Raw genomic sequence first — 19315 nt, 5'->3', positions numbered from 1 at the left:
TCGATGACCTTGTCAGCGCGTATGAGTAACGGCGCACGGCCCTCTTGGGGAGTCCCGAAACAAAAAGGCGGAGATTGATTATCCGACCTGGAGCATCTTGAAAGTAAGCTGCAATGAGTTGATCAGGAAGGATCTACTCCTTCCAGCCGGCCTTACGCAGCCCCTCCAGCAAAGGCGAGTATTCTGCGCTGCAGAATTGTGGCGGTCGCTGCCTAACATACATTTCGAACGAGGACGGCGATATCGCCTGCAAGGTTTGCAGTACCTTCTGCGCTTCGCCTGCACTGCCGAGCTGGCCCAAAGATGCCGCCAGCCAGCGATAGGCAAATGGGTGGCTCGGATAGTGCCGTATGACTTGTCGCGCGGTAAGCGCCGCTTCCTCGTAGCCGCCGTCGATATAAAGCGATGATGCGATCTGCGTAAGCCGGATCGGACGCGCGATATCAAAGGGGTTCAGGCTGAAATACCGCTTGATCGCGTCGCGGCCTTGCTGCCGACGCCCGGCATATCCCAGAGCTGCACCCTTGACTCCCCAGGCGTCTGGGCAACTCTCGCGTACGGAGAGTATCATATCCGCCTCCCGGATAGCACCTTCCAGATCGCCCTTTAGCAGGGCGAGTAGCGCCAGGCGCGAGCGCGCATCCGTATCGTTCTCGTCGAGCCCGATGGCCTTGCGGACCAGGGGGGCGGCCAACTCGCAACTCTCGGCAATGGACATTTCGCTGAAGGCCGATGAGGCGGCCGTGTATGTGAAGGCGATGGCGCCATAGCCCCTGCCAAAATTTGGGTCGAGATCGACGGCACGCTGAAAGAGCGACCGGGCCAACGCGTTGTTGGCAGCATCGGATTTTGACATATGCCAGAGGCCACGCTGGTAAGCCTCCCAAACCTCAAGCTGTTCGGATGACTTGTGTTGGGAGCGCTTCAGGTCGGCGTGGCGGATTGCCGGCAAAATCGCTGAGACGACGGCCTCCGCAAGCTCGTCATGGAAAGCCGGATCACGGCCGCGATCGAGGTCGTAATGCTGGCCCCAGATTTGCGCGGCCGTCGTTGTGTCAATCAGCCGCCCGGTGACACGCACGCGAAATCCCGCCGCGCGCACGCTACCATCCAGCACGTAGCGCGCGCCAAGCGCGCGGCCGATCTCCCGCGCATCGCGTGTTTCGGAGGCAGCCGACCGGGGCTCGCTTGCAATCAGGACGAGCTCACGAAACTTCGACAGTTCGGTCAGCACATCCTCGGTGAAGCCTTCGCCGAAAATTTTAAGGCTGGGGTCGCCGGACAGGTTGTCGAAGGGCAAGACGATGATTGAGGGTCGACCGGAAAAGTCTCCCGCCAATGCCGGCGCCTCGTGAGAGATGTCGGGGGTCGGCGCGCCGGAATGTCCACGCTCCTCCCGCACCGAACCTACGAACCGGAAACCCTTGCGCGGGAACGTCTTCAGGAGACGCTGCTCCCTTCCGTTGTCGCCGATTGCATCCCGGACCACGTTCAGACGGGTGGTCACCGCGTTTTCGGAGACGATGCGGCCGCCCCAAATGGCGGCGATCAGATCATCGCTGCTGACGACGCGATCTCGGTTGCGGATCAAGTAGACGAGAAGGTCGAACGCCTGCGGCGCAGTGGGCAGAACGTCAGCCCCGCGCCGTAGCTCGCGGCCGTCCGTATCCAGGCTGTAGTTCTCAAAGAGATAGCGCATAGTGGCGCTCCCCGGATTGGCTTACGGTTGCCCTTGTCCAGTCTAGCAAAAACCAGCCGTTGGTGAGGAAAATGAGAGCCGGATGTGAAGCGAGCCTGCCGGGGCGCTACTAGGCTCGTGTCATTCGACGCTCCGCACACGGCGGTGATCGAGGCAGGCGCTGGCGGGAGGACAATATGAGAACTCGATATACGGTCGTACTGGCGCTGCTCGCCGGTGTCGCAATCGGTGGCTTGTCGGTCCAAGGGCTGCAGGCGCAAGCCAGGCTGAAAGCCTATAGTATTGGTGAGATCGTCCCGATTGGCGGTGCGACAGTGTCGCCGAGCTACCTCGCTGCTGCCAGGAAGGCGCTGGCCGACGCCGGTGGACGCTCCATGGGCACCTTGAAAGGGAGGATCTTCCACGCAGAGGGCGAGCCGCCCCCCGTTAGCGTAGCCATGACTGAGTGGGACAGTGCAGACGCCGCCAGGGCATTTTTCCAATCCAAAGCCTGGAAGGACCTTGCGCCCGAGGGGGAGAAGACTGCGAAAACGATACGGCGGTACATCGTTGAAGTTGAGCCGTAGTCTCGGATCACCAAAGGTGGTCAAAAGCGTAGGCCGCTTCTTTTGTTGAAGATTGCCCCGGCGTCTGCTGGCGGCGCTGCAGCCACCGGCTGCGTGCTTGAAACCGTTGCGGATGTGCTCCGCGCCATACGAGCGAGCACGAGCGCGGCGACGCTCGCCACCAACGCCGGCACCGCCGCCGCGATGAACAGCGATTGCGCGTCCACGCCGCGGGCGAGCATGATACCACCGATTAACGGCCCCACGATCGATCCGATCCGGCCAAAGCCGATTGCCCAGCCGACTCCGGTTGAGCGCGCCATGGTCGGATAATAGGTCGCAGCCAGCGCAATCGCAGCGATATGGCCGCCGACTAAAAAGAACCCTGCACATGAGATCGCGAAGATTGCGAACGCTATCGATTGACCGCAAAAGCCCACTATCGCTATCGCGATGGCCGCGATAAGAAACGCAAGCGAGAGCGCGCGGAACGAGAAGCGGTCGATGAATCGCCCGAGCGTCAAAGTACCAACTATGCCGCCCACTTGCAGCATGGCGCCGACGACCGCGGCCACCGAGACTGAGGCCCCGAGATCGTTCAGCACAGTGGGAAGCCAGTTCAACAATAGATAGAGGTCAAGCAGGCTCATAAAGAAAACTGCCCACAACACGAGCGTCGCCAAGGCGCGCCCCCCGTTGAAGAGATAGGCGATGGGCAGGCCCACGAGCGTCGCCTCACGGACTCTAAAGCGCATCGCGGACGGGAAGCGCACGGATGGCGCGACCTGCGTTAGGAGCTCGGCAACGCGCACGTCTGCTCGGCCGGAGAGCGCGAGGAAACGGACGGACTCGGGCAGGCGGGCGGCAAGGAACGGAACCATGAGAAGCGGCGCAATACCGCCGATCAAAAAGACGGATCGCCAGCCGAAGATCGGGATCAGCGCCGCTGCGATTAGCCCGCTGAGCGCAGAACCAACAGAAAATCCGACGAACATTGCCATGACCATAGTCGCGCGCCGGCGATCTGGGCTGAATTCCGAAACGAGCGCGATCGCGTTTGGTAGGGCGGCGCCAAGGCCAAGACCGGTGAGAAAGCGGATGAGGAGAAGGCCGGCGATGTCCTGAGCGAAGACTGTGGCAAGCGTGCCTAGGCCGAAGACGGCGGTGCTGAGGACGATGATGCGCTTGCGCCCGATGCGGTCGGCGAGTGGACCAAAGAGAAGTGCGCCGACCATATTCCCCACGAGGCCAGCGCTGAAGACTGGGCCTAGTCCGCCGCGCGCGAGGTTCCAGTCGTGGGCAAGCTCCGGTGCGACATAGCCGATCCCCTGTGTGTCGAAGCCGTCGAGTAGAAGCACGGCGGCGCAGGCGAGCAACAGCCGAATTTGAAAGCTGCCAATCGGCTGCTCGTCGACGAATGCGGCAACGTCGGTCATACTGGGCGCACACTGGTAAGCCTCTGTCATGCCTCCACTCACTGCAATGCTTTTAACATGCGCCCGGGCAACTGCCCCACGGTCACATTTTGCCGTGAATTCGGAGCGTTATTCAACAGACAAGAATCGATAACGATGTCCGTTGTGGGTCATTCGCGACCGGGGCGAACCGGAGGCAAGTCTGGCCATGTCCGTTATTGCACGGAAAGCGGATATGAATTCAGAGCGCTAGAGACGCCGCCGCGCACCACCAAAAGTTTGTAGATGCTGCAGAAGCCGTGATTCAATCTCTGAAACAGCAGCCTCAAATCGTGCGCGACGGCCATACGGCCGATGCTGCCGAACAAGCCTCGTGGCGTCGGCGGGTCAATGATCGCCGCGTGTGAATGGCATCGTTCGGGCGCTCCGGTCGATGCGCCATGGCGTGACCTCCCGGCAGCCTATGGTCACCGCACTACTTGCTCGCCAGCAAGGAGCATGGGTGAACATTCCCACCAAACGAAATTTAAAACTGTGATGATGGTACTCTACTAGTGTTTTGCCCGACGCGTCAAATCGATTTCGTAAAATCCGTAGGGCGCGTTGAGATTTCTACTGTGCATGGGGTTGTTTTCGATGTTTTTGTTGTCCGGCCGTGGAAGCCTCAGGGCCTTGGCTTGAACGGCCAGTCCATCTTGACGGCCCGCAGATCTTCCAGCGCCTTGGTCACCTGCAGCACGCCGAGATCGTCGAAGCGATGGCCGATGACCTGGACGCCGATCGGCAGACGCCGGGAATCGAAAGCCATGTTGACCGTTGAGGCGGGCTGGCAGGTCTGGTTGAACATGGCGGTGAACAGCGTGTGCTCGAGTGGCATCTCACGGGAGACACCCGGTTCTTCCGCCGGAAAGTTCACCACCGGCAACACCGGTGAGATGACATAGTCCCAGCCTTCGAATGCTCCCAGCAGCGCCGCTTTCATCTTGGCGATCCGGCCCAGGGCCCGATAGAGGTCGGCGCCTGAGTGCCTGGCTCCCCCCAGGCTCCACGCGCGAACATAGGGATTGATGTCGCTTGGAGCGTCGCTGTGTTGCGGCAGGGACGTGTATTCGAGATAGCCGCGGACCTGCAGGAACAGGTCGATCGCTTCGTAGGCGTCGTGGTCGAGCGGCGAGACGAACGGTTCGACAATGGCGCCGGCTCCGGCGAGCAGCTTTCCGGCGGCCTCGACGGTCTCGCGCACGACCGCCTCGGGCTTCATGCCAAAGCCCATGTCGGTGAGGACGCCGATCTTCAATCCCTTCATATCCCGCTGGAGGCGCTCGTGATAGCGCACGCCGTCGGCGGGCAGGCTCCAGGTGTCGCGCTCGTCCTGCCGCGTCAGCACGGTCAGCAGGCGGGCGATGTCATCGACGCTGCGGCCCATGGGGCCGGCCATGCGCATGGTATCGGCAGGCAGATGCGGCACGCGTCCGTGGGTGGGCTTCAGTCCGGCGAGGCCGCAATGTGCGGCCGGAAGGCGGACGGAGCCCGCGATGTCCGTGCCGACCGAGACATATCCGGCGCCGGCCGCAACGGAAGCGCCGGCGCCGGCCGAGGAGCCGCCGGTGTTCCAGGCGAGCCCCCACGGGTTGCGGGTAATGCCGTGCAGCGAGCTGATGCCTGACGCCATCAGGCCGCAATCCGGCATCGTGGTTTTTGCAAAGATCACCGCACCGGCTTCCCGCAGCGCGATTGCCGGCGGTGAGTCGTAATTTGACGGCGGCAGGCCGCGGTTGGCCCCGATGCCGTGAAGGTAAGGCCAGCCGACCATGGCGACGCTGTCCTTGACGGTCATCGGCACGCCGTCGAGCGGACCCAGCGCAGCTCCGGCCTTCCATCGCGCTTCCGAGCGTTGCGCGCCAGCCATGGCCTGCTCCGGACGGAAGCAGAACAGGGCGTTGATGGCGCCATTGACGCTCTCGGAATGGCTGAGCGTGGCTCGCAGCACGTCCACCGGCGATAGCGCGCGCGAGGCGTAGGCCTCCGTCAACTCGGCAAGGCTCATCCCGATCGATTCTGCAGCTGACATGGTGGGCCTCGATGGGTGGCGTCCCGGATCACTGTCCGGATAGCGAAAATAGCCAGCGTTGGGGTAGAGCCGCTGCTCCAACGGCATGATTTGGTGGAGCGCGAGGCATCCCTTTTGCATCTGTCCTGATCAAAATCTGTCTTGATCAAATTTGGCGGACATGAAGGTCGGCTGAACGGCAACCGCAAGAGATCAGAAGTCGCCATGAGTCAATCTGGAACGCGTCAATCTGGAACGGAACTGGCCACCATCCGCAATTGCGTTGCCGAGCTCCCCGGATGGGGGTCCGGCGACATCGTGATCGAACCTGCTATCCCGATCCTGGCGTCGCCAAGCTGGCGCGGCGTCGACGGCTTTCCCTGGCGCGCCACCAGGAAGGGCGGTGGCGAGAGCATCTTCATCAAGAATATGGATCGCGATGCGGAGCTCTATATCGACGTGGCGTGTGCCTTCGAGGCGGCGCAGCGTGCATCTGATCTCGGCATCGGCCCGAAGGTGCTCAAGGCCGACCCGCAGGCAGGCCTGCTGGTGATGAAGGATCTCAACCAGGGCTGGCGGGTCGGCACATTGGAGCGGATGCTCGAACCCGACATCGTCGATGCCGTCATTGCGGCGATGCGCCTGTTTCAATCCGGACCACCGTTGCCACGCCGCAAAAGTGTCTTCGATGAGATCGAGCATTTCTATGCCGCGGCGGCGGCCGCGAAAGCCCAGTTGCCGCAGGATGCCGAATGGCTGGTCAAGGAGCTGCGCTTTGCAGCCGACGCCTTTCGGCAGCTGGATATCAAAGCGGTGCCGATCCACGGTGACGGCAATGTCTCGAACATCCTGATCAGCGACGCAGGCGAGGTTCGTCTGATCGACTGGGATCGCGCGACGACGGCCGACCCGTTGGAGGACATTGGCAGCTTCCTCGTCGAGGCCTTTGCGCAGGAGCCTGAGGCGCGCGACGCTTTCACCCGCAGCACGGGGACGTTCGAGGAGGGTGCATTCAACCGGGCGCGCATCTATGGCGTGGCGGATGATCTGCGCTGGGGATTGATCGGCGCGCTGCTCGCCGCCAAATCGGCGCGCAATACGCTGGAGTTCTACAAATTTGCCAGTTGGCGCTTCGTGCGTTGCCGCATGGCGGTCCGGGAGCCCCGCTTTGGCGAGATGCTTCGGAGGATCGCATGACCGTTCGCAGAAAAGTTGGTGAGGCGACCACGCTTCACGAACGCAACGTCGAAGCTGCGATCGCTCGCGTCCCGCAATGGCGCGGCAAGGAGGGCGCCTATGCGCCGTTGGTCGGCGGCTTGTCGAACCAGAACTGGCTGGTCGAGATTTCCGGCGACGGGCGCCGCTATTTCGTCAAGGTGCCGGGCGAGGGCTCGGAAATGTTCATCAACCGCGTCACCGCCAACGAGGCCGCGCGCAATGCCCATGCCATGGGTGTCGGGCCGGAGGTCATCTTCTTCGACGCGGCGGACGGGCTGGAGATCAGTGAATTTCTGGAGGGCTATCGCGCCTGCACCAACGCGGATTTCGGCGATTCCGCCATCCAGTCCGACGTTCTCGATCTCTATCGCCGTCTGCATGGCGGCCCCAAGCTCGGCCAGACCAAGACGATCTTCGACATGATCGAGGAACATATCGCGCAGGGCAAGGAACTGGGGGCGCATTTCCCGCAGGACATGCCCTGGCTGATGCACCGCTACAATCAGGCCAAGTCAGCCTTCCTGGCGTCGGGCCTCGATCTCGTGCCGTGTTTCAACGACCCCATGCCAGGAAATTTCCTCATTCCGGCCGAGACCGGCGCCCCCAGGCCGATGAAGCTGATCGACTACGAATTTGCGTCCAACAATGAGCGCAGCTACGAACTCGGCGTGCTGTTTGCCGAGATGTTCTTTGATGAAAAACTGACAGAAACTCTCATCGAGCAATATCTGGGCGAGGTTCGTCCGCAGATGACCGCACGCGTCATTCTCAACCGTGCGCTCGCGGATATGAAATGGGCCTCATGGGCGGTCGTCAACCGCAAGCTCAATAGCTGGGATTTCGACTACCAGAAGTATGGTGTCTGGAAGTACATGCGTGCGCACGACGTGATGTACGACCCACGCTGGGATAGCTGGTTGCGGCTGGTGTGAGCCGGCTGCCTCTCGCGACTACTGTTTCAGGATGGCCAGGGCCTGCTCGAGCAGGCTTTCGTTCGCCGCGGCGATCACGCGTCCGTCGGAGTCCGGTGTGAGCGGCTGCCCGTCCCAGTCGCGAATAATTCCGCCGGCGCCCTCGACCACGGGAATCAATGCCATGAAGTCGAACGACTTGAGCGACGTCTCTACGACGAGATCGCAGTGGCCGGATGCCAGCAGCCCATACTGATAGCAATCGCCTCCAAATCGTCGGAACATGGCCTTCCTGCTCAACACGTCGTAGCGAGCCCAATCCTGCGATGTAAAGAAGTCCGGCGAGGATGTATAGATCTGTGCGTCTTCCAATTTTGCCGTGCGGCTCACCCTGGCGGGCTCTCCGTTGAACGTGACTCCGCGCGGCGTCCCGTACCATCGTTCAGCCAGGGCCGGCATGTCGATCATGCCGGCGACCACCGTATTTTTCCGCTCGTCGGTGAGTGCGACAAGCGTGCCGAACAACGGCATTCCGGAAATGAAGCTCTTCGTTCCGTCGATCGGATCGAGATACCAGGTGTAACGATCGCCGAGGGTTGATCCCATCTCCTCTCCGAGGATGCCGTGATCGGGGAAACGCGCGCTGATCAAGCGCCGCAATTCGACCTCGATAGTGCGATCAGCAATCGTTACCGGCGTCAGATCCTGCTTGCGTTCGAAATCGGTGCTTGAACGGAAGTACGTCAACGCGATCCGGCCGGCCACGTCGGCGAGCTCATGGAAGAAAGAAGCGAGTTCGTTCGCAGAAATCTTGTCTTGAATGTCGTCCAATGCTTGCTCCAGGGGAAAGCACGTCGTGCATGAACGGCGCAACGACCGGCCTTGGGAATTCGGCTCTAAACCGTCTCGCGAAGCTCTTGCTTGTGGACGTCCCAATAGGGCGAACCAAAGGCTTTGCGCGAGGGGGCCAGTCGGGGCGAGGGCGATCCCTTCACCTGCGTAGGGCGGACGCCTGTGCCTGGTTGCGCTGCGGCTGCCCGGGCCTGACGAACGTCGCGCGGTGCCACCTTGAAATGGCGGCTGAAGCAGCGCGAGAAATGCGAGACGTTCTTGAAACCGACTTCGTAGGCAACCTCGGACACGGTACGATGGCCTTTCGGGTCGGCAACCAGAATTTCGTAGGCCCGCTGCAACCGCTTCGTCTGGACGAACTGGCTGACCGTCGTCTCGTTGTCGGTGAAGAGACTGTAGAGATAGCTCAGCGAGATCCTGCTGCTGGCCGCAATCTTCTTCGGTGACAGGGACTGGTCGCCGAGATGGCTTTCAATGAAATCAACGATCCGGCGGCGCAGATGATAGCGCGAATTGCGGACATCCGTGGCGGCGCCCCGGTCTTCCGAGCCGATCGTGAGCACCACGAAGCTGACGACTTCGGTCGCGAGCGCCTCTGGATTCGGCGGCGGGGACTCAATGAACAGCTCAGCCACGTTTCCGATCATTCCGGCCAGCAGGCGGGTCATCTGCTCGTTCGGCTTGAAACGTCGGCTGACGTGATCTTCGATCGAGACGAGACGTCCACGCAACTCCGCGGCCGGGATCCGAAGCACCAGAAAGCGCGCGGTCTTGTCGGACGACAATTCGTAGAAGGCGAGTTCGCTGAGCAGGACATATTCGCCGGCTCGGGCAGTACCAACGCGGCCGTCCTGGCTGAACGCCACACATCCCCCAAGAGGAAATACAAGCACGTAGGAAGCGTCGTGGATGCTGGAGATACGTTTGCAACTGCAGCTGAACGCTCGATGCGGCTCGACAAGTTCGAGGTCCAGGCGTCCGATCCTGGTTCGGTGATGCAGTGCAGGACCCTTGTCTCCATCACCATCAAGGCCGGTAAACTCCTCGCGAGACGCAAGAGATGTGAGGCTTGCCATGGTTGGGTCTTTCTCAGGGTTGGGCAACAATCAACTCCGTACCGGCTTCGCGGAGTGCCGTCGCGAGAGATCCTTCCGGTTGCCGGTCGGTAACCAGACGGTCGATATCGGTCCATTGCGCAAACACGGTCAGAGCGCGCTGGTCGAACTTGCTGTGATCGGCGACAAGGATCGCTTCCGCAGCGCGCTTCACCATCGCGCCATAGATCGCGCCGGCTTCGTCATCCGCATCGTTCGCGCCCCGGGCGCTGATGCCTGTCGCACTCACGATGGCGCGATTGGCCTCGTAGCTGTTGATGCTGGCGATTGTCTGCGTACCGAACACGTAGCCTTCGGTCGGGTGATAGCGGCCCGGGCAGCACAGAACCCTGATGGATGAGTTGACCGCGAGCGCCTCCGCAATCGCATAGTCGTGCGTGATGACAGTGATGTCGCGCGCGCGCGAAGCCAATCGTCTCGCGATGTGAAACGTCGTGGCGCCGGCGGCCAGCATCAGAACTTCGTTTGGTAGAACGAGGTCGGCGATCACGGCGGCGATCGCCTCGCGTTCGGCGATCATGAGCGCCTTGCGATCAGTGAGAGCCGGTTCGAGCGCAAACGGGCGGGAAGCGCCCCCATAGGTTCGGTTGATGAGCTTCTGTTCCTGAAGCTCGACGAGGTCTCGGCGTATGGTCTCACCGGATACACCAAGTGCTGCCGCAATCTCGGAGGCTCGCAGGGTAGGAGCGGCGGTGAGTTGTGCGATGATGTGCTTGTGCCGCGCCAGCTTCGAGAAGCGATCGCCATCGGTCTTTCGTGGCCGCTTGTCGGCCACGGAGGCGTCGCTGGTGTGTAGCGGCTTGCTCGTCATTGACGTGTCCTCACCTGCGTCAGCCGTCGGGACAAGGAAGTCTTTCTCACGGAGACGTGGAAAGATACACTAATTATGTGGCAAGTCCCTCAAATTTTGGGCAGCCTGGTGCCCAGTATCTCTGCAAGTGACGATCCTCATTTATCTAAACCATTGATATTAGTATAGTAATTTCTGGAATGCGGCGTTGTGTGTCTCAGGCTCTGATCTCTTTTGCCTCCTGCCAGCTTGTCGTTGTGGGAATTCGCACATTTCTCCAAGCTGATCGTGGAATGGCTGCGGCGCGATCGCCTCGGCGATCGCTTTGATTTGTGCAAGGCGCGGTCAGAGAGGCGTGTGGTGCAGCGGGAAAGAGAAATTCTGGCGTTGAACGCCTTCGACCAGAGCCGTGCGTCCGCGATGGACGCCGAACTCGGGGAGTCGGTGCAACGACGCCTGCGGTCCTTCGGCAAGGCTTCGGTCCTGTTTTACCAGGAGCCGATCCGAATGGAGCGGGCCGAAGGCGTCTACATGTTCGACGTCGAGGGCCGCCGATATCTCGATCTCTATAACAACGTCCCGTCGATCGGGCATTCACACCCTCGCGTCGTCGAGGCCGTCCGTAGCCAGGTCGGCGTGCTCAACACCCACACGCGCTACCTCAACGACGTGGTGGATGCCTATGCCGAGCGCCTTCTGGAGACATTCCCGCCCGAGATCGATCATCTGGTGCTGACGTGCACCGGTAGCGAGGCTAACGATCTGGCGCTGCGGATCGCGAAGGTCGCGACCGGCCGGGCCGGCTTCATCGTCACGGAGGCGGCGTATCACGGCAACACTGCGGCCGTGACCGACGTATCGCCGTCGTCACGTCCCGGTCAACCATTGCCATCCCATGTGCGGGTGGTGCCGGCACCCGAGATGTTCCGCAATCCTGTCGGCGATCCCGGTCGGCGTTTCGCCGACGGTGTTGCTGCGGCAATTGCCGATCTCGAGCGAAGTGGTGTCGGGTTTGCAGGGCTGCTGGTGGACACGATCTTTTCGAGCGACGGCGTCTTTGCCGAACCGGCCGGCTTTCTGGCACCGACCATAAGGCTCGTCCGCGAACGCCGGGGGTTGTTCATCGCCGACGAGGTGCAGCCCGGTTTCGGACGCACCGGTGCAGCCATGTGGGGCTTCGCGCGCCATGGTGTTGTCCCTGACATCGTGACCATGGGCAAGCCCATGGGCAATGGGTTTCCTATGGGAGGCGTCGCTCTGCGTGCGCCGCTGCTCGACAGTTTTGCGGCGGAAGTGAAGTACTTCAACACGTTCGGCGGCAATCCAGTCGCGGCCGCAGCTGGGCTTGCGGTGCTTGACGTGATCAAGGATGAGGGCCTGTTGCAGAATGCGCGCGAGGTCGGACGTCATCTGATGGACGGATTGCGCGAGATCGGCAATCGCCACATCCAGATCGGGGACGTTCGTGGCGCCGGTCTGTTCATCGGCCTCGAGCTTGTGCTTGATCGCGACAGCAAGGAGCCGGCACCGGAGCACGCAATCATGCTGATCAACCGCCTGCGCCAGCGCGGCTTCCTGATCGGTGCTGCCGGGCCATTCGGCAGCACGCTCAAGATTCGTCCACCGCTGTGTTTCGGCACGGATCACGCGGATATGTTCATCACCGCCTGCGACGAAGAGTTGCGCGCGATCTCGCTGGCCTGAGGGGCTCGTTCAAAGTTCATGGATGCAAGAAACGTAAAAACCGCCGCCGATGCCAAAGCTCTGGTCGAAGAACGGGGTCTGTCCCACATCAAGCTCGGGGTCGTCGATCTCGATGGTGTCATTCGTGGAAAATATCTCGCGCGTGACAAGTTCTTTGGCGCACTGGAGAGCGGCCTCAGCTTCTGCGACATCGTCTTCGGTTGGGACTCCAACGACCAGATGTACGATGCCGGCAAGTTTACCGGGTGGCACACGGCCTTTCCGGACGCCATTGCTCGCATCGATCCTGCGACCTGTCGCGATATCCCGATGGAAGGGAACATGCTGTTCTTCCTCGGCGAGTTCGAGGGCGAGGCGGAAAAGCTGTGCCCGCGGCGGTTACTTCGCAGGGTGATCGATCGCGCTGAAAATATGGGCTTTGCCCCATCAGTCGCTGCCGAGTTCGAATTCTTCGTGTTCGACGAAACCCCTCACAGCGTGCGGGAAAAGGGTTATCGCGAGCTGAAGAATCTCACGCCGGGCTGGTTCGGCTATTCCATGCTGCGCGCCTCCGTGGAATCGGACTTCCATCGCTCGCTCCTCAAGCTGTGCAGCGAGATGGATATGCCGATCGAGGGCCTGCATACCGAGACGGGCCCCGGCGTCCTGGAGGCGGCGATCCAGTACACCGATGCGCTCGCAGCTGCCGATCGCGCGGTGCTGTTCAAGACGTTTTCAAAGGTCTGGGCCGAGCGTCAGGGCAAGATGCTCACCTTCATGGCCAAATGGTCGAACGCGTATCCCGGCCAATCCGGGCATCTGCATCTTTCGCTGCGAGACGAGGACGGCAAGCCGGTATTTTACGAGGCCGGGCGTCCTGGCGACATGTCCGACACCATGCGCTGGTTTGTCGGCGGCCAGCAGGCATTGCTGCCGGAGCTGCTCGCGATGGTCGCGTCAACCGTGAACAGCTATTCGCGTCTGGTGCCGGGCTTCTGGGCGCCGACCGATGCGACTTGGGGAATCGAGAATCGCACCTGTGCGCTGCGGGTCATCCCCGGCAAGCCAGCGAGCCAGCGTGTGGAATACCGGGTCGCTGCCGCCGATATCAATCCGTACCTTGCGATCGCGGCAGCACTGGGATCGGGGCTGTGGGGAATCGAGAACAAGATCGAACCGAGCGAACCGATCACCGGAAATGCCTATGAGCGAACGCACGCACCCGAGCGTGCGTTTCCGCGCACGCTATCGGAAGCTGCCGAGCGGTTGATTGCTTCGCAGGCGGCCCGCAACCTGTTTGGCGACGCCTTCGTCGATCACTACGCCATGACGCGGCAGTGGGAGGAGCGCGAGTTCCGCAAGGCCATCACCGATTGGGAACTTGCTCGCTATTTCGAGATCATCTGATCCCGTTGTTCCTTCTCTCAAATGAGTGACATCCCGTGAACGACATTGTGTGCATTTCACCGGTTGACGGCAGCGAGGTTGCCCGGCGCCCCATCGCAACTGACGCGGAGATTGTGACGGTCCTCGAACAGGCGCGACAGGCCCAGCAGGAATGGTCGACGGTCCCGCTCGCGGAGCGTAAGGCCAAGATGCTTGCCTTCCTTGACGTGATGCGACTGCAGAACGGCGAGGTCGTCCCGGAACTCGCCATGCAGATGGGGCGCCCTGTACGCTACGGCGGCGAGCTGCGCAGCCTTGAGGAGCGCGTTCGCGGGCTGGTAGAACTCAGCGACGACGCGCTAGCGCCGGTCGTGCCGACCGAGCGCTCCGGCTTTCGTCGCATGGTCAAGCGGGTGCCCGCGGGCATTGTGCTGGTGATCGCACCCTGGAACTATCCTTACCTGACGGCTGTCAACGCGATCGTCCCGGCGCTGCTGGCCGGCAACGCTGTGATCTTGAAGCATGCCGCGCAGACCTTGCTCGTCGGCGAACGCTTCCAGTCGGCCATGGATCGGATCGGCTTGCCGACCGGACTGTTCAGGACATTGACTCTCGACCATGCTGCGACCGAAAGGCTGATTTCATCCCGTTCGGTCAATCATGTGAACTTCACGGGATCGGTTGGCGGCGGGCGGGCGGTCGAACGGGCGGCGGCGGGGACCTTTGTCAGTCTCGGGCTGGAATTGGGCGGGAAGGACCCCGCCTATGTGCGCCCCGACGCCGACTTTGATTTTTCGGTCGAGCAACTCGTGGACGGCGCCTTTTACAATTCCGGCCAATGCTGTTGCGGCATCGAGCGCGTTTATGTGCACGAACAGATCTACGGTCGCTTCGTCGACGCCTTTGCGGATCTGACCTCCCGCTATCAGCTCGGCAATCCGCTGTCGCAGGAGACGACACTCGGTCCCATGGCGGCAATACGTTTCGCCGACACAGTTCGCGCGCACATCGACGAGGCCATCTCCAGGAATGCCCGCCCGCTGATCGATCCGAAGCAATTCTCCGCCGACAGGACAGGGACGGCGTATCTGATGCCCCAAGTTCTCATCGATGTCGATCATTCCATGCGGGTGATGATGGAAGAGAGCTTCGGGCCTGTGGTCGGCATCATGAGGGTTTCGTCCGACCAGGAGGCCGTCTCGCTCATGAACGACAGCCCCTACGGGCTGACAGCGTCGATTTGGACCGAAGATGCCGTCGCAACCGAACTCATCGGCGATGCCATCGCCACGGGCACCGTGTTCATGAACCGCTGCGACTATGTCGATCCCTCGCTCGCTTGGACCGGCGTCAAGGACACCGGACGCGGCGCCGGCATGTCGCGCTTCGGCTTCGAGGCGCTGACCCGGCCGAAATCATTCCACCTTCGCATCGAGCATTGAAAGCTGCACATGGACGTTAAAATCACCGGAGCCTGGAACTTTCCGACGCGCGTCATCACCGGTCCGGGCCGCATCGCCGAACTTCCCGAGGCCTGCCGAACCTACGGTCTTGTCCGGCCTTTGCTGGTCACTGACCACGGTCTCGCCAAGACCGATCTCATCGCCGGCATCATCAATCGCGTTCGCGAGGCGGGCATACCACTCGGCGTATTTTCCGACGTGAAGACAAATCCGACCGAAGCGAACCTCACCGCAGGGGTGAGCGCGTTCAAGGCCGGCGGCCACGACAGCGTGATTGCGGTCGGAGGAGGCTCGGCGCTGGACGTCGGAAAATGTGTGGCGCTCATGGTTGCGCAAACTCGGCCGGTGTGGGATTTCGAGGATGTCGGCGATTGGTGGACCCGCGCCAACACGGACGGCATTGCGCCGATCATCGCGGTGCCGACGACCGCCGGCACGGGGTCCGAAGTTGGCCGCGCCGGCGTGATCACGCGCGAAGACACCCATGAGAAGAAGATCATCTTCCATCCCATGATGATGCCGAAGATGGCGATCGAGGATCCCGAGCTTGCGGTTGGCCTCCCGCCATTTCTCACGATGGCGACCGGCATGGATGCGCTGTCCCACTGCTTCGAGGCCTATTGTGTCAGGGCATTTCATCCGCTCGCCGACGGCATTGCCCTTGAGGGGATGAAGATCGTCGACGTCTACCTGCCGCGCGCGGTCGAGAATGGTCGGGATCTCGAAGCCCGATCCTACATGTTCGCGGCGGCGTCGATGGGAGCTACCGCGTTCCAGAAGGGACTGGGCGCGATCCATTCCGTGTCCCATCCGGTCGGTGCGCGCTACGACACTCATCATGGGCTGACGAATGGCGTGGTCTTTCCCTACGTCGTCGTTTGCAACAAGGATGCGATCGCCGACAAGATTCCGCAAATTGCTCGCGCGCTAAATCTGCCAAGCCATGATTTCGACGCGGTGCTGTCCTGGATCCTGGGCTTGCGAAAGAAGCTTGGCGTGCCGCATACCTTGGCCGAGCTCGGTGTGAAGGAGAGCGACGCCCGGACAATTGCCTCCGATGCGGTGAAGGATCCGACCGCGGGCGCCAATCCCCGGCAGTTGACCGAAGCGGACTTCGAGCGACTGACACTTGCAGCCATTCGCGGCGATCTCGGAACATGACCGTCTTGCACGATCTCATCGCAAGTTTCGCGGCGATTGGCGCCACTGACGACGGCGGCGTTTGCAGGCTTGCGGCAACGGTGCTCGACAAGGAGGCGCGAGACCTCTTTTTGCGCGAGATAGGTAACCGCGCCCTCGTCCCGAGGATCGATGCGATCGGTAACATGTTCGGCGTCGCAATTCTTGCACCTGCGTCGGACGACGTTGTGATCACCGGCTCGCACCTCGATTCTCAGCCGACGGGCGGCCGATACGATGGGGCCTATGGGGTGTTGGCGGGACTCCTTGCGGTTGAAGCGGTTCGCGAGCGCTGTCTTGCCAACCCCGGTACTGCACGACGCAACCTGGCGGTCGCGAACTGGACCAACGAGGAAGGAGCCCGTTTTCAGCCCAGCCTGAGCGGCAGCTCCGTTTTCGCCGGTAGCTTGAGCTTGCAGGATGCCTATGCCTGCGCGGACGGCGACGGCGTTACGCTCGGCGCGGCGCTGGCCGCGATCGGCTATTGCGGTGTGACGCCGCTGGAATACCGCCCAGCACGTTATGTGGAACTGCACGTCGAGCAGGGCGATCGGCTCGAGCAGGTCGCAGGGGACATTGCCGCAGTTTCCGGTGCCTGGATGACTCGCAAGATATCGGTCGTCTTCGAGGGAGATTACTCGCATACGGGACCGATGCCGATGCCTCTGCGCCGCGACGCGTTGCGCGCGGCGGCTCGCGCGATCGAAGCCCTCTACGTCGAAGTCGCGCGCGAAAACGCCGGCGCGCACGCGTCCGCGGCGCGCATCAGTGTTTACCCGAATTCACCGAATGTGGTGGCAGGCCGTGTCAGAGTCTGGTTCGAGATCCGACATGAAGACGAAGCCATGGTTGTCGCCATCACCGACCGCTTTCTGAAGCGGATCGACCGCGAGGCTCGCGAGATCGGAGTCGGCATCTCGATCGCCGCCGACGAGAAGAGATCCGCGCCTTCGCTGGATCCGCACGGAGCCGAATTGGTCCGTTCCGCGGCGAGGGATCTCGGCCTCAAAGTCACGACCTTCAAAACCATCACCGGCCACGACGCACTGGCGATCCAAAAGCGTATTCCGGCTTCGCTTATATTTGTGCCGAGCCAGGGAGGTCTCAGCCACAATCCGCGTGAATTCACGGCACCAGATGCGCTCGACAAGGGCTATGCCGTGCTGGCGGAGACGTTGTGGCGCATGGTCACGGCGCAAGATTGATGTAGTTGCGGCCTTGCGGTGTCGTACCGCTCATTCCAAAGCCGCCGCTGTCATTTGCAATTCAGGGTTTCCCGACGGTGAGACGAAAGTGGATGCGAAGAGGTGGGGTCACCGAGCAATTCCGAGAGCAGGGTTGTCAAAGCTGCAGCATCTGATGCGCCCAGCCTGTCCAGGATGTCCCGCTCGATGGACGAGATCAGGGGAGCAATGTCATCGAAATGTGCTGCTCCTCTGCGCGAGACGAAGATCAGAACCCTGCGTCGGTCATTCGGATCAGGGCCACGATAGACCTCGGCCGATTCAACCATCCTGTCGATAATCTTTGTGAGTGTTGGGCCGTCGACAAAGAGGCGAATGGCCAGTTCGCCCATCGGCAATCCGTTCCGTTCAGTCAGGGCCTCGAGCACACGATACTGGTGAAGAGACATGCCCCTGGGCTTGAGCTGCGCGTCGAGCGTCTGCTCGAGTCGGCGGTTCACGCCTCGGATGAGGTCGGGCAGATGCACCTTGTTGGCCCCCCGGCGAGATTACTTGATATTTCAACCTTTGCCTTGGAATATAAAATGGAGCAAGGAGAAAACGAATTCGTTCCAAATTGCCCAATGAAGGGGCTGATCGGGCGACCGGCGCCAGAAAAAACGGCAACCTGCCGGCCGGACTGAGCGGTTTTGCCGCAAACGGACCTTGCCGGGACCGGGATCGCCGTTGGCACGATTCGTGAGTGGTCCGTCTGGAAGTGCGGAGACACCACCGTTGCGTAGTATTCGAATATGCCTGCTCATCCCGCAGAGTGGCGCGGCGGGACTATGGGCCCCCTCAGCTGAGGCCTGCGGCCGCTTGGCTGTCGAGGAAATCAATCGGATTTACGGCATCCTGCGCCGTCCGGTTGAACTGTGCATCGTGAACGCCGGAGAAACAGGCGCGACCGCCGGCCGGGCGGCGCGTGACGCGATCGAAATTGACGGCGTCGACGGCATCGTCGGGATGTTACCCAGTTTTGCGCGCGACTTCGTGGCGCGCGCCGCCCGCGGCCGCGTTCCATTCATATACACCCCGCAGTTCGAGGGCCGCTCGACCCCCGACGTCATCGCGACTGGCGAAACCGCCGAAGAGCTTCTGGTTCCGGCGATCCAATGGCTTTCGGAATCAAGGCGGGCGCGCCGCTATTTCCTCTGCGGCAATGACTACATATGGCCGCGCTCATCCCTTCAGATTGCACGAGCATTGATCACCCGCTTTGGCGGAACCGTGACTGGCGAGAGCTATCTACCTGTCGGCCAGCATGACTTCGACGAGATGCTGGACCGGATCAAAGTCTCGCGTTCGGACGTCGTCCTTCCCTATTTCCTCGGGGGCGACTGCATCGCATTCAATCGGGCCTTCTGCGCTGCGGGATTGAGTTCGCGCGTGCTGCGTTTTTCCTCGGCGATCGACGAGACCGTCGCGTACGGACTTGATGTGAACGAGACCGAAAACCTCTACGCCGCCTCAAGCTATTATGCGTCGATCCGCTCGCGCAACAATGGCGCCTTCCTGGAGCGTTACCATACGGCGTTCGGCGATAGTCCGCCGCCCGTGAATGCCTTTGGTCAATCCTGCTACGAGGGCATCTATTCGCTCGCAGCCCTTATTGAGGAAGCCGCGAGCCTCGATGCGCGCAAGTTGACGCGCCTTTACGGCCGAACATTCCAGCGGCGTACCGCGCGAGGCGATCAAGCCCAATCCGTGGTGGGAGGCCGGCACCCCATCTATCTCGCCCAAGTCGACGGCTACGACTTCTCGATCATCGAGCGTCGATAAATAG

16 protein-coding genes and 1 pseudogene are annotated in these 19315 nt (G+C 61.6%); 10 read left to right on the top strand and 7 right to left on the bottom strand.

The genetic code is table 11. The annotated features are described in order from the left end of the window. Positions 1 to 133 precede the first annotated feature (133 nt). Positions 134 to 1699: a winged helix-turn-helix domain-containing protein gene (locus NR187_RS07850; protein ID WP_211383254.1), complete on the bottom strand. Its 1566-nt coding sequence runs from the start codon at positions 1697 to 1699 to the stop codon at positions 134 to 136. A 176-nt stretch (positions 1700 to 1875) separates the two neighbouring features. On the opposite strand from NR187_RS07850, the gene NR187_RS07845 reads away from it, so the two are divergent. Beyond that, the gene (locus NR187_RS07845; protein ID WP_211383255.1) at positions 1876 to 2265 is read left to right on the top strand and encodes a DUF1330 domain-containing protein; all 390 of its coding nucleotides are present in this window, start codon (positions 1876 to 1878) and stop codon (positions 2263 to 2265) included. A gap of 20 nt (positions 2266 to 2285) precedes the next feature. Here NR187_RS07845 and NR187_RS07840 read toward each other — a convergent pair whose 3' ends face one another. Then, positions 2286 to 3680: an MFS transporter gene (locus tag NR187_RS07840; protein WP_249128960.1), complete on the bottom strand. Its 1395-nt coding sequence runs from the start codon at positions 3678 to 3680 to the stop codon at positions 2286 to 2288. A gap of 333 nt (positions 3681 to 4013) precedes the next feature. On the opposite strand from NR187_RS07840, the pseudogene NR187_RS34970 reads away from it, so the two are divergent. Further along, positions 4014 to 4142, top strand: a pseudogene (locus tag NR187_RS34970) (transposase); the annotation flags it as partial. 181 nt (positions 4143 to 4323) lie between these two features. On the opposite strand, the gene NR187_RS07835 reads toward NR187_RS34970, so the two are convergent. After that, the gene (locus tag NR187_RS07835; RefSeq protein WP_211383257.1) at positions 4324 to 5730 is read right to left on the bottom strand and encodes an amidase; all 1407 of its coding nucleotides are present in this window, start codon (positions 5728 to 5730) and stop codon (positions 4324 to 4326) included. 141 nt (positions 5731 to 5871) lie between these two features. On the opposite strand from NR187_RS07835, the gene NR187_RS07830 reads away from it, so the two are divergent. Together NR187_RS07830 and NR187_RS07825 are read left to right on the top strand one after the other, a co-directional pair. Continuing rightward, entirely contained in the window at positions 5872 to 6906 is a 1035-nt protein-coding gene (locus tag NR187_RS07830; RefSeq protein WP_249128961.1) for an aminoglycoside phosphotransferase family protein, read from the top strand. Continuing rightward, on the top strand, positions 6903 to 7859 hold the full coding sequence (locus NR187_RS07825) for a choline/ethanolamine kinase family protein (protein ID WP_211383258.1): 957 nt from the start codon (positions 6903 to 6905) through the stop codon (positions 7857 to 7859). Before NR187_RS07830 ends, NR187_RS07825 begins: the two co-directional genes overlap by 4 nt. An 18-nt stretch (positions 7860 to 7877) precedes the next feature. On the opposite strand, the gene hisN is transcribed toward NR187_RS07825, so the two are convergent. The 3 genes from hisN to NR187_RS07810 form a co-directional block, all read right to left on the bottom strand. After that, complete coding sequence (gene hisN, locus NR187_RS07820; RefSeq protein WP_211383259.1) at positions 7878 to 8669, bottom strand: histidinol-phosphatase; 792 nt, start codon at positions 8667 to 8669, stop codon at positions 7878 to 7880. Positions 8670 to 8734: 65 nt separating this feature from the next. Continuing rightward, positions 8735 to 9766 (bottom strand): helix-turn-helix domain-containing protein, encoded by a 1032-nt coding sequence (locus tag NR187_RS07815; RefSeq protein ID WP_211383260.1) that lies wholly within the window; start codon positions 9764 to 9766, stop codon positions 8735 to 8737. A 13-nt stretch (positions 9767 to 9779) separates the two neighbouring features. Beyond that, entirely contained in the window at positions 9780 to 10616 is an 837-nt protein-coding gene (locus NR187_RS07810; RefSeq protein WP_211383261.1) for a DeoR/GlpR family DNA-binding transcription regulator, read from the bottom strand. A 399-nt stretch (positions 10617 to 11015) separates the two neighbouring features. Here NR187_RS07810 and NR187_RS07805 point away from each other — a divergent pair, with 399 nt between their 5' ends. From NR187_RS07805 to NR187_RS07785, 5 genes are read left to right on the top strand one after another with little or no spacing between them, the layout of a single operon-like run. Then, on the top strand, positions 11016 to 12299 hold the full coding sequence (locus tag NR187_RS07805; protein ID WP_249129048.1) for an aspartate aminotransferase family protein: 1284 nt from the start codon (positions 11016 to 11018) through the stop codon (positions 12297 to 12299). An 18-nt stretch (positions 12300 to 12317) separates the two neighbouring features. Beyond that, on the top strand, positions 12318 to 13685 hold the full coding sequence (locus NR187_RS07800; RefSeq protein WP_211383262.1) for a glutamine synthetase family protein: 1368 nt from the start codon (positions 12318 to 12320) through the stop codon (positions 13683 to 13685). Between the two features lie 35 nt (positions 13686 to 13720). Then, a complete protein-coding gene (locus NR187_RS07795) occupies positions 13721 to 15106 on the top strand; it encodes an aldehyde dehydrogenase family protein (RefSeq protein WP_211383263.1) in 1386 nt (461 codons plus the stop codon). Positions 15107 to 15115: 9 nt separating this feature from the next. Continuing rightward, positions 15116 to 16288, top strand: a complete 1173-nt coding sequence (locus tag NR187_RS07790) for an iron-containing alcohol dehydrogenase (RefSeq protein ID WP_211383264.1) — start codon at positions 15116 to 15118, stop codon at positions 16286 to 16288. Beyond that, positions 16285 to 17511, top strand: coding sequence for an allantoate amidohydrolase (locus tag NR187_RS07785; protein WP_211383265.1), 1227 nt, complete (start codon positions 16285 to 16287; stop codon positions 17509 to 17511). The genes NR187_RS07790 and NR187_RS07785 overlap by 4 nt, the downstream gene beginning before the upstream one ends. 50 nt (positions 17512 to 17561) lie before the next feature. Here NR187_RS07785 and NR187_RS07780 read toward each other — a convergent pair whose 3' ends face one another. Beyond that, positions 17562 to 18017, bottom strand: coding sequence for a MarR family winged helix-turn-helix transcriptional regulator (locus tag NR187_RS07780; RefSeq protein WP_211383266.1), 456 nt, complete (start codon positions 18015 to 18017; stop codon positions 17562 to 17564). 247 nt (positions 18018 to 18264) lie between these two features. Here NR187_RS07780 and NR187_RS07775 point away from each other — a divergent pair, with 247 nt between their 5' ends. Further along, positions 18265 to 19311, top strand: coding sequence for a substrate-binding domain-containing protein (locus tag NR187_RS07775; RefSeq protein WP_256806224.1), 1047 nt, complete (start codon positions 18265 to 18267; stop codon positions 19309 to 19311). Positions 19312 to 19315 lie beyond the last annotated feature (4 nt).

The sequence above is a fragment of the Bradyrhizobium sp. Bra64 genome, from assembly GCF_024519875.1.
In the GTDB taxonomy this organism is placed as follows: Bacteria; Pseudomonadota; Alphaproteobacteria; order Rhizobiales; family Xanthobacteraceae; genus Bradyrhizobium; species Bradyrhizobium japonicum_G.
The sequence above is the reverse complement of the archived record's forward strand: the minus strand, read 5'-3'. Positions and strand labels throughout refer to the sequence as shown.